Here is a 16,542-nt window from a genome sequence, read left to right on the forward strand (position 1 = left end):
TTTGGGTCACAGCCGGCCTGCCAGCCGGTAGTAAGCGGCGTTCCAGGCCAGTTCCTTCTTGAACTGCTTGAGGGTGGTTCCTTCGTCGATGGTGAGCAGCTCGGTCTGGGCGATCTCGGCGAAGTCCTCGAACACGTCCACGCCCACCTGGGTGGAGAGGACGGTGTGGTGCGCGGCCCCGGCGGTCAGCCAGGCGGCGGCGGAGGTGGCGAAGTCGGGCTTCGGTTCCCAGAGGGCGCGCGCGACCGGCAGGTTGGGCAGCGGCTGGTCGAGGTCGACGACGTTTACGGTGTTTGCCACGAGGCGGAAGCGGTCGCGCATGTCGGACAGGGCGACGACGACGCCGGGGCCGGCGTCGGTGTCGAAGACCATGCGGACCGGGTCTTCCTTGCCGCCGATGCCCAGCGGGTGGATCTCGACGCGCGGCTTGCCGGCGGTCAGCGAGGGGCAGACCTCGAGCATGTGCGCCCCGAGAATCTTCTCCTGGCCGGGGGTGAGGTGGTAGGTGTAGTCCTCCATGAGGGAGGCACCGCCGGGCAGCCCGGCGCCCATGACTTTGGCGGCGCGGATCAGGATGGCAGTCTTCCAGTCGCCCTCGGCGCCGAAGCCGTAGCCGTCGGCCATGAGCCGCTGCACAGCCATGCCCGGCAGCTGGCGCAGTTCGCCGAGGTCCTCGAAGGAGGTGGTGAACGCGGCGGAGCCGTTGGCTTCGAGGAAGCTGCGCAGCCCGAGCTCGATGCGGGCGCTGTAGCGGAGGGACTCGTGCCGGGCTCCGCCCGCTTTGAGCTCCTCAGCCACGTCGTAGAGCCGCTCGTACTCCGCGACCAGGGTGTCGACGTCGGACTCCGCGGCACCGTGGACAGCGTCGGCGAGTTCGTTGACGGACCAGGTGTTGACCGAGACGCCGAAGCGCAGCTCCGCCTCGGTCTTGTCGCCTTCGGTGACCGCGACGTTGCGCATGTTGTCCCCGAAGCGGGTCAGCTTCAGGTTGCGGACGGCGGCCCAGCCGGCGGAGGCGCGCTGCCAGACGCCCACCTGGCGGGCCACCTCGGGGTTGGACACGTGCCCAACGACCGTCTTGCGCGGCACGCCCAGCCGGGCCTGGATGTAGCCGAACTCGCGGTCGCCGTGCGCGGCCTGGTTGAGGTTCATGAAGTCGAAGTCGATGTCCGCCCAGGGCAGTTCCACGTTGGCCTGGGTGTGCAGGTGCAGGAGCGGCTTGCGGAGCAGGTCCAGGCCCTGGATCCACATCTTGGCCGGGGAGAACGTGTGCATCCACGCCGTCACGCCGATCACCGAGTCGTCCGAGTTGGCTTCCAGCGCGGTGCGGCGGATCGCGTCCGAATCCGTCAGCACGGGCTTCCAGACGAGCTTGACCGGCACCGCGGAGGACTCGTTCAGGGCTGCCGCGATTTCCTGCGACTGGGCAGCGACCTGCTTCAGGACGTCCTCGCCGTAGAGGTGCTGGCTGCCGGTGAGGAACCAGACCTCATAGTGCTCGAGGGAGGTGTTGTTGGCGCTGGTCATTGGTGTCTCCTTGGAAAGTTTTGGGTGTGTGCGGGGTGCGGGCGCTTAGCGTCCGTAGACGTTTTGGTAGCGGTCGTACAGCGACTCGATCTGCCCCTGGTCGATGGGCAGCGGTTCGCCGAGCTGGCGCGAGATGTGGACTGTGCGCGCCACTTCCTCGCACATCACGGCGGCCTTGACGGCGGAGCGGGCGTCCTTGCCGATGGTGAACGGGCCGTGGTTCTGCATCAGCACCGCCGGGGAGTTGGATCCGCGCAGGGTCTCCACGATGCCGCGGCCGATCGAATCGTCGCCGATCAGCGCGAACGGGCCAATGGGGATCGGACCGCCGAACTCGTCGCCCATCATGGTCAGCACGCACGGGATCTCCTCGCCCCGCGCGGCCCAGGCCGTGGCGTAGGTGGAGTGGGTGTGGACCACTCCGCCGACGTCGGGCATGTTCCGGTAGACGTAGGCGTGCGCGGCCGTGTCCGACGACGGCGAGAGGTCCGGGTTCTCCCACCGGGCCGGGACGCCGTCGGCGTCGGCGCTCAGGCTGCTGACCGGCGTGCCGTACAGGTCGGTGACCACCATGGTTTCGGGGGTCAGGGCATCGTAGGAGAGGCCGGAGGGCTTGATGACCATGAGGTCGTAGCCCGGGATCCGTCCGGACACGTTGCCCGCGGTCCAGACCACGAGGCCGTACCGGGTCAGCTCGGCGTGCAGGTCGCAGACCTCGCGGCGGACACGGGCAATGGTTTCCAGCAGGGCGCTCATGCGGAGACCTCCTCGGTAAGCAGGGACGGGTCGTTCAGGGACGGGGAGCCGGGCACCTCGGGTTTCACGGCACCGGCGGCGTTCCGCTGGATGGCCTTGAGCCGGTGCATGACCTCGTTGGTTCCGCGGCCGAAGTAGTCGTGCAGGGTCCGGTACTCGCGGAAGAGTTCGTCGTACGCGGCGACGTTGTCCGGGATGGGGGTGTACACGGCGCCCGGGGCGGAGCCCATGGCGTCCGCGGCGGCCCTGATGTCCGGGTATTTGCCGGCGGCAACGGCAGCGTGGATGGCCGAGCCGAGAGCCGGGCCCTGGGTGGAGCCGATGGTGGAGAGCTGCAGCCCGGTCACGTCCGAGTAAATCTGCATGAGGAGTTTGTTCTTGAGCAGGCCGCCGGCCACGATGAATTCCTTCACCGGAACGCCGGAATCCCGGAAGGCCTCCACGATGGTGCGGGTGCCGAAGGCCGTGGCCTCAAGCAGCGCCCGGTAGATGTCCTCCGGACGGGTGGCCAGGGTCTGGCCCACCACCACACCGGAGAGCTCGTGGTCCACCAGCACGGAGCGGTTGCCCGAGTGCCAGTCCAGCGCGATCAGGCCGTGCGCTCCGATCGCCTGCCCTGAGGCCAGGTCCGTCAGGTACTCGTGGATGCCCTGCCCGGCCTCAGCCGCGGCCTGGTGGTATTCCGGCGGGACGCCGTACTTGGTGAACCAGCCGAAGATGTCGCCCACGCCGGACTGTCCGGCCTCGTAGCCCCAGAGCCCGTCCACGATGCCGCCGTCCACCACACCGCACATGCCCGGCACCTCACGGAGCTCGGCGCCGTTCATGACGTGGCAGGTGGAGGTGCCCATGATGGCCACGAGCTGCCCCGGCTCCACGGCCTTGGCTGCCGGCGCGGTGACGTGCGCGTCCACGTTCCCGACGGCGACGGCGATGCCTTCCGGCAGCCCGGTCCAGGCGGCGGCCTCGGCGGTGAGGTAGCCGGCGGCGTCACCCAGCCGGCCGATGGTGTGGTCCAGCTTGGTGCTGACGAAGTCCTTGAACTGCGGGTTCAGGGCGGCGAGGAAGTCATCGGACGGGTAGTGCCCGTCCTGGTAGATGCCCTTGTACCCGGCGGTGCAGGCGTTGCGGACATAGTTCCCGCAGAGCTGCCAGACGATCCAGTCGGCGGCCTCCACCCAGTGGTCCATTTCGGCGTAGGCCTCGGGATCCTCCTCCAGCAGCTGCAGCCCCTTGGCGAACTCCCACTCCGAGGAGATCAGCCCGCCGTACCGCGGCAGCCAGGACTCGCCCAGCTCCGCGGCCAGCGCGTTGATCCGGTCCGCCTGGCCCTGCGCGGCGTGGTGGCGCCACAGCTTCACATACGCGTGCGGACGGTTCGCGAAGCCCGGCACCTCGTTCAGCGGGGTGCCGTCAGCCTTGACGGGAACCATGGTGCAGGCGGTGAAGTCCGTGGCAATTCCGACGACGGCTGCCGGGTCGATCCCGGCGTCAGCGATCGCGGCGGGAACAGCGTGCCGGAGCACGTCGCGGTAGTCATTCGGCACCTGCAGCGCCCATTCCCCGGGAAGCCGGGTTACGCCGTCGCCCCCGGCATCCGCCGGAAGCGCTTCCGTGACCACCGCGTGCGGGTAGTCGAACACGCCGCTGCCGAGTTCCTTGCCGTCGCGGACCCGCACAACCACGGCCCGGCCGGACAGGGTGCCGTAATCCACCCCGATGACATAGTTTTCGCTGCCGTCTGCTGTGACGTCCATGAATCCTCCAGATAAACCGCCCGTCTGTTTCGCGGGCTGAAACTATTGTGAGCGCTAACAATACAATGCGTCAAGTGCCTTTTTGCCTTGCCGGAAATCCTTGCCGCTATGTCCCCGAAGCGGCGCTAGCGGGATCTGCCGCAGCACGGGCCTGCCTGCCGCCCCGGGGCGCGCCGGCCGTCTGCCGGATAATCAGCTCGGGCATCCGCCGCTCCAGCCTGTGGACGGCGGCACCCGCCATCTGCTCCTGCAGCAGCCTGAACACGTCGTGGCCGAGCCGGACGAAGTCCTGGCTGACCGTAGTCAGGGGCGGCAGCCAAAAGCGCGCCAGTGGATGGTCGTCGAAGCCGACCACGCTGAAGTCCCGCGGAACTGCCTTGCCTTGGGCGGCCAGCCCGCTGATGAGGCCAATGGCGAGGTCGTCATTGCCGCAGAACAGCGCGGTGATGTCCTGCCTGTTGGCAATCGCCTTGCCAAGGGTGTGGGCGCTTTCGGGCTCCCAGGTCGCCTGCATCACGGGCGGAACCCGCGCCCCGGCGTCCTTGAGCGCCTTTCGCCAGCCCTGCGTTCGCCCGTCTTCGCGCCGTGACGGCGGCACGGCCACGTGGTGCACCGTCTCGTGGCCGAGGTCCAGGAGATACTGCGTGGCAGCGGCGGCTGCCTTGGCTTCCTCGAAAACGGCCTGTGAGCGCCGCGTTTCCCGGGTTCCCGACATGACCGCTACCGGAATTCCTGCCGGCAGCGCACGCAGGGCGGCGATGCCGGGCGGGTCGAACTTGAGAACCACGATTCCTGCGACCTGCTGGCCCAGCAGCAAGTCAACGGCCCGCTGCACCTCGGTTTCCTCGGTGCTTTCCACCACGGTGATGACCACGGTGTAGCCGGCGGCGCGGGCAGCCTCCTCAACACCCTGGATGGCTGAGGCGTAACCGTACCTGGACGTGTTTCCTGCGATGACCCCGATGATGGATCCCCGGCCGGATACCAGGGCGCGGGCAGCGCTGTTCGGACGGTAGCCCAGCTGGGCGATCGCATCGTGGACCCGTTTGGTCTTGTCGGAGCTGACCCGCTGCTTTCCGGTCAGGACACGGGACACAGTGGGCACGGAAACTCCGGCCACGCGGGCCACGTCGCCAATGGAGGGCGGCCGCACCTCGGAAGGGATCGACATGAGCTTGAGGTTCCGTTTCATGGTTGTTCCAATGGCAGCTGCACCGTCAGGTCTCCGGCGCTACCACCAGCTTAGGGTTAAGGCCTTCCGGCCGGTCTTACTTCACGGCCCCGCTGGTCACACCCGCAATGATTTTGCGCTGCGCCACGATGAAGACGATAAGCAGCGGAAGGCTCATCAGGACGATGTAGGCAAAGATCAGGTGCCAGTTCTGCAGATACAGCCCGGAGCTGGCCACCTGGTAGAGGTTGAGCGGCAGTGTATCGATGCGGCCGCCGATGACGAACAGCGCGTAGAAAACGTCGTTCCAAACGTAGAGGCAGATCAGGATGGTCGCCGTCGACAGCACCGGAACCAGCAGCGGCAGGATGATGGTGAGGAAGACCTTGACCGGGCCGGCACCGTCCATCCGGGCGGCTTCCTCCAGTTCCAGGGGGATGGTCCGGACGAAACCCGTGACGAAGAAGATGACCGTGGACAGGTACATTCCGACGTACACGCCGATCATCCCGGCGCCGGATCCGGCGAGCCCGAGCTGCCGGAGGAGCAGGACGATGGTCACGACGGCCGGCGGAAGGATGATGCCGCTGATGGCCAGGGCATACAGCACCGAGTTCAGCCGCGATTTCCGGCGGGCGAGGATCCAGGCGGCCAGGGAGCCGAGGAAAAGGACGACGGCGACCGTGGGCACCATGATCGCAACGCTCCCCAGGAGCGCCGTGGGCATCTTCCCCTGGCTGAAGACCTGCCCGAAATTCTCCATCAGGTGCCACTCCGTGGGCAGCTGCAGGTTTGGATTCAGCGCCTCGGCCTGAGTCTTGCCAGCGGTCACAACAACCATCCACAGCGGAATGCCGAGGAGGACCAGGACCGAGAGCAGCGCTGCGGCGGGCTGGATATACTCCGCCGGACGGCGGCGCTGCCTGATGCGGCCGCCGCGGTTGGCCGGACGAAGAACAGTAGGAGCGCTCACAGGACTTCCTCACGTTTGCGGAGCATCCGGACCACCGGAAAGGCAAGGACGGCCACGGTCACGAAGAGCACCAGGCTCATCGCCGTGGACTGGGCGAAGAGGCCCTGCCCGAAGGTCCGGAAGATGAAGATGTTGAGCAGCTCGGTACTTTTGGCCGGGCCGCCCTCGGTGGTTGCCTGGACGATGTCAAAGCCGTTCATCGAGCCCAGCAAGGCAGTGGCTACGTTGAAGGTGACCGCAGGGGCAATGAGCGGGAACCTGATTCGCCAGAAGGTCTGCCACGGGGTGGAGCCGTCCAGGCGCGCCGCTTCCAGTACGTCGCCGCTGATGGTCTTGAGCCCTGCGAGGTAGATCAGCATGGACAGCCCCATCCATTTCCACGCGTGGATCAGGGCGACGACCACGATCGTCCAGCTCGTGGAGCCCAGCCAGGCGATGCTGACGTCCTGCTGGAACACGGCTGAAAGGATCCCGTTGAGGGCACCTTCGGGCTTGAGCAGGGCGCGGAAGATGTAGCCGACAGCCAGCGCGGACATGATCACGGGAATGAAGAACATCACCCGGGAGAAGCGGTTGATCCTGGTGTCCCGCTCCAGCAGCACGGCCAGCCCCAGCCCGAACACGTTCTGGAAAACGGCCACCATGGCCGCATACAAGAGCGTGATCCACAGCGAATTGACCAGGGTGCCGCTGCCCAGCAGATCGACGAAGTTGCTGACGCCGGCGAAGTTGATCGCTGATTTGAAACTGGACCAGTCGGTGAAGGCATAGATGAAGTTGAAGAGCGTCGGAAGAAAGAAGAAGACGAAGAGCACTGCGAACGCGGGCAGGAGAAACCACAACGGGTGGGCGGATTTTTCGCGGTGTCCCCGGCCGGCCGGGGCCGGAACTGCCGGCGGTGCCTGTCGCTTGCCGGCGGGCCGGGCGGTGGTATGGAGCGCCATCATGGAGCCTTTCAGGCGGGCGCCGGGTTAGCCCGGCGCCCGCCAGGAGTCTGGACGGTCAGAAGCCCGCGGCGCCCTGCGCCTTGGCGAGCTGGGCGAATTGGGTCTGGGTTTCCTGGGTGACCTGCTGGGGGGTCTTGGTGCCCTGGATCATGTCGGCGAGGTTCAGGTAGAGGTCAGGGTTGGCCACTGCCAGGGACTGCATGGATCCGACGGAGTCGGACAGTGATGCGGCTGCGTCAAGGAGCGCCTGCGGCACGTCGGTGGAGTCCTTGGCGTCCGTTTCAAGGGAAACGGTCTTCTGGGCGGAGACGAAGTCCTGGTAGCCCTCCCCCATCCAAAAGCCCAGCAGCTGGCGCGCGGCGGCTTCCCGTGTGGAGTCGCCGGTCTTGAAGGCGATCAGCGCGTTGGACTGGTCCGGGATCACGGTTGCGACATTGCCGGCGGGAGAGATGGGGAAGAACCCGATCTTCTTGTTCAGTTCAGCTGTGTCCGCCTTGGCCTGAAGCTGGCCGAAGAAGGAGTTGACCTGCACTGCCATGGCGGCCTTGCCGGAGAGGAGCGCATCGGCCTGGTCGGCGAAGGTGGCGGTCTTGATGTTCGGGTTGAACAGGCCCTCATCGATCAGGCCCTTGTAATTCTGCACCGCGGTCAGGATGGTCGGGTCGGTGAACTTTTCCTGGTTCTGGTTCACTTTGTCCCACAGGCCTGCCTTGGCCGCGTCGGCGAGCTGGACCTGGACCCACCACTGGGTGGCCCACTTGTCGCCGCCCATTTCAAAGAACGGCACGGTGCCGGCTTTCTTGATGGTCCGCGCGGCCGCGAGGAAGTCGTCCCAGTTCTTGGGTGCCGTGGTGATGCCGGCCTTGGCGAAGACGTCCTTGTTGTAATAGACGCCCTCAACGGCGGGGCTCGTGATCAGCGAGGCGTACCTGGTGTTGTCGAGGATTCCGGTGATGTCCTTGACTGCGGGCTTGAGCTTCTCCAGCCACGGGGCCCCGTCGATGGACTGCAGGTTGGTCTTGGCATTGATCGCGGTCAGCATCGATGCTGTGGGCTGCCAGAAAGCCAGGTCGGGTTTGTCCCCGGTGGCGATTTTGGTCTGGACGCCCTGTTCGTAGGGGTCCGGGATGGTGACCACGTTGACCTTGGCCCCGGTCTTGGCTTCGAAGGCACTGACGACGCTCTTGGGCACACTGTTGGAATTCTGTGCTGCCCAGATGGTGAGGTTGACGCCGTCGAGCTTGGTGCTCACGTCGGGCCACGCGGCCGGTGCCGTGTTGGTGGAGGCGCTGCCCGGATCGCTGCAGCCGCTCAGGGCGATAAGCCCGGCGGCCAGCACCGCCGTGGCTTTGAGGAAATTCTTCATTGAACTGCTCCTTACTTACTTGAAAGTGTGGGTTATTGGGGGATGGATAAGAAATTGCGGCCCGGACCGCTACCGTTCCACGGTGAGCCTGAATGTCCGGGCAGAGGGGGCAGGGGATGCGGAGTGCACGTGCAGAAGCCCGGCTGCCGGATTCCACTCCGTCTTCCATTCGGTCAGGCCTGTCGGGAATACGGTCTGGACCGAGACGGCCTTGCCTGCCAGGGCGGGAAAGCGCAGGTCCAGCAATTCGGGCGCCCCGGGGCGCCGCCACACGGTGACGTAGCTTTCGTTGCCGGAGTCCAACGCCAACGCCACCGCGGCGTCTTCCCAGTGGGGCAGCCCCAGGGGCCAGGACGGCGTGCTTCCGGCAATCACGGCGCGCAGTCCCTTGTGGACCTCCATGGCTTCGTGGACAACGTAGCGCTGGGCCTCGGACAGCAGGTTCAGGTGGCCGGAAAGATAGAGCCGGCCCAGGATTCCCGTGGCCATGTTGAAGGCGATCGATTCCTCGTCCATGGCCTCGTTGGGATAGGCCCAGTTCCCGGCCTGTTCCGGCAGAACCAGCATCGGCGCCGCGGCAGCGATGGGCGGATACTTGAGGGGGTCCTGCTGGTCGGATGTGGACTGCAGCTGCAGGCGTGAGAGGAGCGCGAAGTCCATCCTCATCGCACCGGAGCCGCAGTTCTCAATGATCAGGTCCGGGTGGCGGTCCAGGACGGACTCGAGCCAGCCAAGGTGTGCGCGGTTGTGGCGGAGCAGCCCTTCCCCTGCGCTGTGGGCGTCCCGGTCCGTGCCGGGGCCGGGGTTGATGTTGTAGTCGATCTTGAAGAATCCGATGCCGAACTCCTCGACCAGGCGGTCCACCACGGCATTGACGTGCCTTATGGCGGCCGGGTGGCTGAGGTCGAGGTGGTAGCGACCCGCTTCCCGGACCCGGACGCCGTCCCGGCTGAGATACGCCGCATCCGGCAGCATGGCCGCCATGGGGCTGCGGACGCCGATCACCTCGGGTTCCAGCCACAGGCCGGGGATCATGCCGCGTTCCCGGATGCGGTCAATGACCGCGCCGAGACCGCCGGGGAACCGCCGGGCGGACGGCGACCACTCCCCCACGCTGTCCCACCAGTCGCCCCCGTCGTCGTACCAGCCGGCGTCGATGCAGAACACCTCCGCACCGGCCTCGGCAGCGCCGTCGATCAGCGGCAGCAGCCGGTCCGTCGTCGGATCCCCCATGAGCGTGTTCATGTAGTCGTTATAGACAACGTGGAGTTTCAGGTTGTCCGGATGCGGACGGCGGGCGGAGCGGCGGTAGCGGGTCATGTTTGCCACCGCGCCCTGAAGGTCCGGCCCCAGTGCGATGGTGACCGGAACCGTGGTGAACGTTTCGCCGGGGTTCAGAATCTGCTGCCACTGGTGGTCCGTGTCTGTGGGTCCGCTCAGCCCAAGGGCCACGCCCCCGGGCCCCTCGGTCACCTCCCACCTCCAGCCGCCGTTGTGTTCCACCTGCCAGGCGACCGCAAAGCCGTCCTCGTCATTGGCCAGTACACCAAAGGGCAGGTCGCGGCCGGTGGACCAGGTTCCTTTGGAACGGGCCACAAGGCCGCTGCGGGACTCCTGTCCGCCGTGAACCGCCAATGCCAAATCAGGCGCGGCGGCACGCAGAGGCTCGATGCGCCACCTGTTCTCACCAAGCCAGTCATTGGCACCGGACGCCACATCGAAGCTCTCCGCCGCGGCGTTGCCGATCCTGGTGCTCAAAGTGGTGACGGCCAGCAGTGTCTGCCGCCGGACACCGGCGTTGGTGACCGTTGCCACGGCGTTCAGGGCCGCGGAGCCGGCCGGGGATGACAGCCGCAGCTCAACTTCCACACCGGATTCGGCGTCCGCCATCTCCAGGCGCGCGGCCACACCGCCTGCCGTTTGCTGCACCTCATGTGCTACATGCCGCAGGCGCCGGCCCACCGTCGTCAGGCCAAGGCGCTCCGACGGATGGTAGCGGCCCTCCTCAACCGTGAGAATCTCCACCAGCGGCTGGCCGGGCTGCATCTGAAGTTTGTTGCCGTCGAATGCCATCGCCGCAAGATAGGGTGCGCCGGCTGGGTCCTGACAGATTTCAACCGTCAGGGCATCGTGCCCGAAGGACAGAACAGGGCTGGACAAAATGTTCTCCTCACCCGCAGAAAGGGTAGCTAGATTTTTGAAGACGTTTTCATGATAACGTCTTCAAAAGTGATGTCAACCACAGTAGGCTCCTAGTTGTTGGCGCTAACAGCCCCTCTCTGCGGGATGCGGTTCCTTACCCGCGGGATGTCTTGGCCACGCGCCTTCCAGGCAATGTTCTATGAACTGAGACCGGCTGAAGCCCGGTACGAAGGAGTACGAATTGAGCAGCAATCCAAGACGGCGGCGGTTCCCGTTGGCCGGCCCGGCAGCGGCGACGGCGGCCGCCCTCTCCCTTACAGTCTGCGGCCTCGCCGCCCAGCCAGTGGCAGCGGCGCCCGCCGAAACGCTGTCCGTTGACCTGGCGCAGTCCACGGGCGACTTCCGCGGCGGTGCCACCGGCACCCTTTACGGACTGGGCGACGACGGCGTGCCAAGCCAGGCGGTCCTGAACGGCGTCCGCATCACCAACACCTCCCAGAAGCCGCCCCAGGGCGCGCAGCATCCCAACGGGGATGCGCTGGACGTTGAACGCTCCTTCTTCGCGGCAGGCGGAAAGGACCTCTATGTGTACATCCAGGACGAATACCCGGACTGGGCCTACAACGGCGGGAAACGTCCCGGGGACGCCAACAACGACGGCGAATGGGACTACCTGCCAATCGTCCGCTCGGTTGCAGAAAAGATCGCGACGCAGTCCGAACACCCCGGGAATTACATCTTCATCCCATTCAACGAACCCGATGCCGGCAACTGGTACCCCAACTGGCAGGCGCAGAAGGATCAGTTCCTCGCCGACTGGAGCGCCGCCTACCAAGCCATCGGGGACGTCTACGCCGCCCACGGCCTGCCGAAGCCGAAGATCGGCGGCCCTGGGGACGCCTGGTGGCACCAGGACCGCAGCGCCGATTTCCTGGCCTATGCAAAGGGCAGGAACGAACTGCCCGATGTCTTCATCTGGCACGAGCTGGGGACCAACAACCTCGGCACCTTCCGCGGCCACTTTGCCGAGTACAAGCAGATCCTCCGCGATCAGGGCATCCCGGACATCCCGGTGAACATCACCGAATACGGCATGCTCCGCGACATGGGCGTTCCCGGGCAGCTGGTCCAGTGGATGTCCATGTTCGAGGACCAGAAGGTGGACGCACAGACCGCTTACTGGAACTACGCGGGAAACCTCTCTGATAATTCGTCACGCAACAACGGCGGCAACGGCGGCTGGTGGATGTTCAAGTGGTACGGCGACCTCGCCGGCTCGAAGACCGCAAAGGTCACCCCGCCCCAGCTGAACGTACCGGACACGCTCCAGGGGATCGCCGCCGTCGACCCGGCAAAGAAGAAGGCGACAGTTCTCCTGGGTGGCGGCTCCAGCGACGTCAATGTGTCCGTAGGCGGCATCGACAAGGCCGTCTTTGGCAATTCCGTGGACGTTCAGGTCAGAGCCAACCGGCTCAACGGCGCGGAAGGCGCCTCGCTTCAGCCCCCGGTGGTTGTCTCCGCCCACGCGAAAGTCAAAGACGGCAAGGTCTCCGTCACGGTCCCCAACAGCGACCGCTATTCCGCCTACCAGCTCGAAATCACCCCTGCCCTCGCCGACCCGCAGCCGGTCGCCGGCGACCTGGTCAACAGCACCGAAGCGGAAAACACCAACCTGACCGACGCTACCGTGTACAACCAGGACCCCTCCCGCGAATGGTCCTTCATGGCCTCTGCGGGCCGGGACGTGGGCTCGTTTAACAAGGCCAGCTCTGCTGCCGCCTGGGAGGTGACCGTTCCCCGCACAGGAACGTACCGGCTCTCCATCCTCGCGGGCGCCAACCAGCGGCCCGGCCAGCACGCCCTGCTGGTCGACGGGACCTTCAACCAGCTGATCAAGTATTCGGCTGGCCTGTCCTGGACCTACCGCGGCACGACTGATGCGACGGTTTCCCTGACCGCCGGCACGCACACGCTGTCGCTGCGGGCGAGCAAGGATGGCGGGACGATCCTGCCCGGTGCCGATATCACCCTGGACCGCTTCGACCTCCGCGACATCACCGACGGCGAGAAGGCCGCCTACCCGGCCACGGACGCCCGGCTGGCCGGCGGGGCCCAGCTCTCGTACGCCAAGCCCGGAACCTCCGGCTCTGCCGACCTTTCAGGCCAGGCCTCCGCCACGTTCTTCGCCTCCACGGCCGAGACCGGCTACTACGACGTCACTGCGCACTTCACAACCAGCGGTGCTTCTGCCCTGAAGCTGGCCGTCAACGGCCGCCCGGTTGCGCTTCCTGCGGCCGCCCGCTCAGGCACCTGGGACTCGACGGTCAGGGTCTTCCTGCCGCAGGGGATCAACGAACTGACCGTCAGCGCGCCATCCGGGGCACTCGTCGGCAGCGTCAGCACCCTGCGCGGCGCCGATCAGAAGAACGCCGATTCAGATGCAGCCAACGTCTTCCGCTCCGAGGCGGAGGCCCTGCCGCGTGCCGGTGCCGCAGCCGTGCAGACGGCGGGAGCCGGCTCCAACGGTTCCGCTGACGCGTCCGGCGTGGTCCGGGACGTCGGATATATCGGAAACGGGGCAGGCAACACCCTGACTGTTCCCCGCCCGGCGGGCTTCGGGGCCGGTGAATACCAGCTGGTGCTCGCAGCCGCGAACGCGGACAAGTCGGCCGCGATCAACTACAACCCGCAGGTGATCAGCCGCTTCGTTGACGTCACCGAAGACGGCGGATCGACGGTCCGCGGTGCCATGCGCCACAACTATGCGTGGAACAGCTACTGGGACAAGACCATCCCGCTGAGCCTTGCCACCGGCGACGGTGCGTTGGTGCTGGGCAACGCGACCGCCTACGCGCCGAACATTGACACAGTGGTTCTGGCCAGGTTTGTCGCAGGCACGCCAACAACGGTCCGGCGGTAATCGCCGGGCGATGAAGGACCAGCTGGCCGCGGACACCGGAAGGTGCCCGCGGCCAGCTGCTGTGTGACCTTAGGGGCCAGCTGCTGTGTGACCTTAGGCCGGGGCGGACGTGCTCCGGCGGACCACCAGCTCCGGTTCCACCACCGTGGTGCTCACCGTGTCGCCGTTCTCAATGGCGCTCAGCATCAGATCCATGCAGCGCCGGCCCAGCTCCTCGAAGTCCTGGCGGACCGTGGTGAGCGGCGGCGTGAAGTAGCCGGACTCCGGCTGGTCGTCGAAGCCCACCACGGAAACGTCCTCGGGGACCCGGACGCCGGCCTCGTTGAAGGCACGGAGCAGGCCCAGGGACATCTGGTCGTTGCCCACGAACAGCGCGGTGGCGGTCCGTTCGGCGGCCAGCTTCCGGCCGATCTCGTAGCCACTGCCGGCGCTCCAGTCCCCCTCGACCACCAGGCTGTCGTCCAGCCCTGCCTCGCGCAGCGCGGCGCTCCAGCCCTCCGCACGCGCCACCGCGTCGATCCAGTCCTGCGGGCCGGCTATGTGGCCGATCCGGCGGTGGCCCTGCTCAATCAGATGCCCGACGGCGAGCTCGGCCCCGCGCTTCTGGTCCACCATGGCGCCGCTCACCGCCTCACTGCCCAGGGACCCGACGGCCACCACCGGAACGCCGGGGTTCAGCTCGGCCAGGGCCAGGAGAGTCTCGGAATGCGGCACGATCACCACAATGCCGTCCACCGACTGGTCCAGGAAGTGCCGGATGGCGTCGAAGATCGCCTCCCGGCTCACCGACCGGAGGGCGGCAATGCTCACGAAATAGCCGGCATCGCGCGCGGCCTGCTCAACCCCCAGCAGCGTGTTGGCGGGACCGTACTGCGACAGCTCGCTGCCCAGCACGCCAATGGTCTGCGACTTCCGCGTGACCAGGCTCCGGGCAGCCGTGTTGCGCCGGTAGCCCAGCTCGGCAATGGCGGCCTCGACCCGCTCGCGCGTGGCCTTGCTGACGTTGGGATGGTTGTTGATCACCCGGGACACAGTCTGGTGCGAGACTCCCGCGCGCTCCGCCACATCCTCAAGCCGGGGCAGCCGGGCATTGCTTTTTGCCATGGGGTAATTGTGCGCGATGCACAGCCCCGAACACGAATAGGGCGCAACACGGATGGACGCGGCCGGACGTAAAATAATGGGAGCAAAGGAGCGCTGGCGATGGACGGCAAAGTTCATCATTCGGGGGGCGGATTTTCCGCACGGCACATGCTGACGGGCCTCCTGATCCTGCTCGCCCTGCTCTTCAGTTACCTGCCCGGCGCCACCCCCGCGCGCGCCGTATCGCTCAACGGCCACGACATCTCCTGGCCCCAATGCCCGACGGCGGTGGGCGGCTTTGGCCTCCCGTTGCCGCCGGCGTCGTCCCAGTTCGTGGTGATTGGCCTGACGAAGGGACTGCCCTTCACGGAAAACCCGTGCCTGGCCAGCCAGGTCACCTGGGCAGCCGGCAACCGCAAGCCGGCCCAGGCCTATACGATGGCCGCCTTCCCCACCGCCGCCCAACTCGCCACCTACCGCACCCAGGGACCGTGGTCCGCAGCTACCCGGGCGGGGCAGCTCTCCAACGTCGGCTACGCGGAAGCACGTTTCGCGGTTGCCAGCCTGGCGCGGGTCCGGTTTGCCCCGCGCGTGGTGTGGATCGACGTCGAACCCCGCCCCGCCCAGCCGTGGCCCACGGCGAGCGCAGCGCAGCAGCGCGAAAACCGGTACATCGTCGAAGGCCTCATGCGCGGCCTGCGCGACGCCGGCTACTCCTATGGCCTGTACTCGTTCGCCTCGGGCTGGGCCGGCATCACCGGTTCCTGGCGGCTGTCCGGCGTTCCGGTGTGGGCCACCGCCGGCCGGCTGGACTTCCCCGGCGAAGCCCAGAACCTCTGCCAAACCGCCAGCTTCTCCGGCGGCCGGGTATACCTTTCCCAGTGGTACGACGACGTCCGGGACTACGACCTGACCTGCGACCCCTACGCCTTCAATCCCCTCCCTGTCCCGGCGTCCGCCCTGTCCCGCTCGACCGCCGACTTCAACGGTGACTGGAACACCGACATCCTGGCCCGGGTGACGGCCACGGCCGAGCTGCGGCTGTACCCGGGGAACGGCCGCGGGGGCCGGCTGCCCGGCGTGCGCGTCGGCACCGGCTGGAACGGGTTCAGCGCCCTTGAAACGCCCGGCGACTTCAACGGCGACGGCCCGCAGGACGTCTTTGCCAGGGAGGCCGCCACGGGCTACCTGTGGATGTACCGCGGCAACGGCACCGGCGGGTTCCTCCCCCGGATCCGGCTCGGCACCGGCTGGAACAGCTTCAGCGCGATCATCGGCCCCGGTGACTTCAGCGGCGACCAGCGCGTGGACATCCTGGCCCGTGAGACTGCCACCGGTTTCCTCTGGCTGTACCGCGGCAACGGCACCGGCGCGTTCCTGCCCCGGATCCGCGTGGGCTCGGGCTGGAACGCCTTCAACGCCCTGGTGGGTCCGGGCGACATGAACGGTGACGGCGCCGCCGACGTCCTGGCGCGGGAGTCGGCCACCGGCGTCCTGTGGCTGTACCGCGGCAGCGGCGCGGGCGGCTGGCTTCCCCGCGTCCGGGTGGGCGCCGGCTGGAACGCCATGACCGCCGTCGTAAGTCCCGGTGATTTCACCGGCGACCGCAACCCTGACCTGCTGGCACGGGACGCCGCCGGCGTCCTGTGGCTCTATCCCGGGCTCGGGACGGGGCAATTCGGCTCCCGGGTGCGCATCAGCGCCGGCTGGAACGGTCTGGCCCCGCTGTTCTAGCACGATCTTCTGGGTCGATCGTTTAACCAGCACGGCTTCTTCGCCTGGCACCGGCCTTGGAAAGGCCACCCCCTATACCCATCCCGTTGAGGGGGTATGCACGGCGTTCGTCCAATGTTTTCCCAACCCCCTGCCTTCACTGTAGTTGCGCGGGGCAACGACAAGC

11 protein-coding genes are annotated in these 16,542 nt (G+C 66.9%); 2 read left to right on the plus strand and 9 right to left on the minus strand.

All coding sequences use genetic code 11. The annotated features are described in order from the left end of the window. Positions 1-6: 6 nt before the first annotated feature. The 8 genes from araA to ACFQ50_RS12890 all read right to left on the minus strand — a co-directional run bounded on the left by araA (position 7) and on the right by ACFQ50_RS12890 (position 10,657). Entirely contained in the window at positions 7-1,527 is a 1,521-nt protein-coding gene (gene araA, locus ACFQ50_RS12855; RefSeq protein WP_377995929.1) for an L-arabinose isomerase, read from the minus strand. Between the two features lie 45 nt (positions 1,528-1,572). Then, positions 1,573-2,283, minus strand: coding sequence for an L-ribulose-5-phosphate 4-epimerase (locus ACFQ50_RS12860; RefSeq protein ID WP_377995930.1), 711 nt, complete (start codon positions 2,281-2,283; stop codon positions 1,573-1,575). Then, complete coding sequence (gene araB / locus ACFQ50_RS12865; protein WP_377995931.1) at positions 2,280-4,040, minus strand: ribulokinase; 1,761 nt, start codon at positions 4,038-4,040, stop codon at positions 2,280-2,282. The genes ACFQ50_RS12860 and araB overlap by 4 nt, the downstream gene beginning before the upstream one ends. 106 nt (positions 4,041-4,146) lie before the next feature. Further along, positions 4,147-5,232: a LacI family DNA-binding transcriptional regulator gene (locus tag ACFQ50_RS12870; RefSeq protein WP_377995932.1), complete on the minus strand. Its 1,086-nt coding sequence runs from the start codon at positions 5,230-5,232 to the stop codon at positions 4,147-4,149. Between the two features lie 76 nt (positions 5,233-5,308). After that, the gene (locus ACFQ50_RS12875; RefSeq protein ID WP_377995933.1) at positions 5,309-6,184 is read right to left on the minus strand and encodes a carbohydrate ABC transporter permease; all 876 of its coding nucleotides are present in this window, start codon (positions 6,182-6,184) and stop codon (positions 5,309-5,311) included. Then, positions 6,181-7,128, minus strand: a complete 948-nt coding sequence (locus tag ACFQ50_RS12880; RefSeq protein WP_377995934.1) for a carbohydrate ABC transporter permease — start codon at positions 7,126-7,128, stop codon at positions 6,181-6,183. The genes ACFQ50_RS12875 and ACFQ50_RS12880 overlap by 4 nt, the downstream gene beginning before the upstream one ends. Before the next feature lie 58 nt (positions 7,129-7,186). Beyond that, positions 7,187-8,497 carry an ABC transporter substrate-binding protein gene (locus tag ACFQ50_RS12885; protein WP_377995935.1) on the minus strand — a complete coding sequence of 437 codons (1,311 nt, stop codon included), beginning with the start codon at positions 8,495-8,497 and terminating at the stop codon, positions 7,187-7,189. A 69-nt stretch (positions 8,498-8,566) separates the two neighbouring features. Continuing rightward, entirely contained in the window at positions 8,567-10,657 is a 2,091-nt protein-coding gene (locus ACFQ50_RS12890; protein ID WP_377995936.1) for a glycoside hydrolase family 36 protein, read from the minus strand. 223 nt (positions 10,658-10,880) lie between these two features. On the opposite strand from ACFQ50_RS12890, the gene ACFQ50_RS12895 reads away from it, so the two are divergent. Continuing rightward, positions 10,881-13,559: a CBM35 domain-containing protein gene (locus ACFQ50_RS12895; protein ID WP_377995937.1), complete on the plus strand. Its 2,679-nt coding sequence runs from the start codon at positions 10,881-10,883 to the stop codon at positions 13,557-13,559. A 93-nt stretch (positions 13,560-13,652) separates the two neighbouring features. Here the strand turns inward: ACFQ50_RS12895 and ACFQ50_RS12900 are convergent, their stop codons facing one another. Further along, positions 13,653-14,663 carry a LacI family DNA-binding transcriptional regulator gene (locus tag ACFQ50_RS12900; protein WP_377995938.1) on the minus strand — a complete coding sequence of 337 codons (1,011 nt, stop codon included), beginning with the start codon at positions 14,661-14,663 and terminating at the stop codon, positions 13,653-13,655. Positions 14,664-14,762: 99 nt separating this feature from the next. Between ACFQ50_RS12900 and ACFQ50_RS12905 the strand changes: the two genes are divergently transcribed. After that, positions 14,763-16,376, plus strand: a complete 1,614-nt coding sequence (locus tag ACFQ50_RS12905) for an FG-GAP-like repeat-containing protein (RefSeq protein WP_377995939.1) — start codon at positions 14,763-14,765, stop codon at positions 16,374-16,376. Positions 16,377-16,542: the final 166 nt, after the last annotated feature.

This window comes from Arthrobacter sp. NPDC056493, from assembly GCF_042795115.1.
GTDB lineage: Bacteria > Actinomycetota > Actinomycetes > Actinomycetales > Micrococcaceae > Arthrobacter.

What these genes read in the sequence shown, in the direction of transcription:
- ACFQ50_RS12880 (WP_377995934.1), bottom strand. Translation starts at nt 7,128, where the DNA reads ATGGCGCTCCATACCACCGCCCGGCCCGCCGGCAAGCGACAGGCACCG.
- ACFQ50_RS12885 (WP_377995935.1), bottom strand. Translation starts at nt 8,497, where the DNA reads ATGAAGAATTTCCTCAAAGCCACGGCGGTGCTGGCCGCCGGGCTTATC.
- ACFQ50_RS12905 (WP_377995939.1), top strand. Translation starts at nt 14,763, where the DNA reads ATGGACGGCAAAGTTCATCATTCGGGGGGCGGATTTTCCGCACGGCAC.
- ACFQ50_RS12870 (WP_377995932.1), bottom strand. Translation starts at nt 5,232, where the DNA reads ATGAAACGGAACCTCAAGCTCATGTCGATCCCTTCCGAGGTGCGGCCG.
- araB (WP_377995931.1), bottom strand. Translation starts at nt 4,040, where the DNA reads ATGGACGTCACAGCAGACGGCAGCGAAAACTATGTCATCGGGGTGGAT.
- ACFQ50_RS12900 (WP_377995938.1), bottom strand. Translation starts at nt 14,663, where the DNA reads ATGGCAAAAAGCAATGCCCGGCTGCCCCGGCTTGAGGATGTGGCGGAG.
- araA (WP_377995929.1), bottom strand. Translation starts at nt 1,527, where the DNA reads ATGACCAGCGCCAACAACACCTCCCTCGAGCACTATGAGGTCTGGTTC.
- ACFQ50_RS12860 (WP_377995930.1), bottom strand. Translation starts at nt 2,283, where the DNA reads ATGAGCGCCCTGCTGGAAACCATTGCCCGTGTCCGCCGCGAGGTCTGC.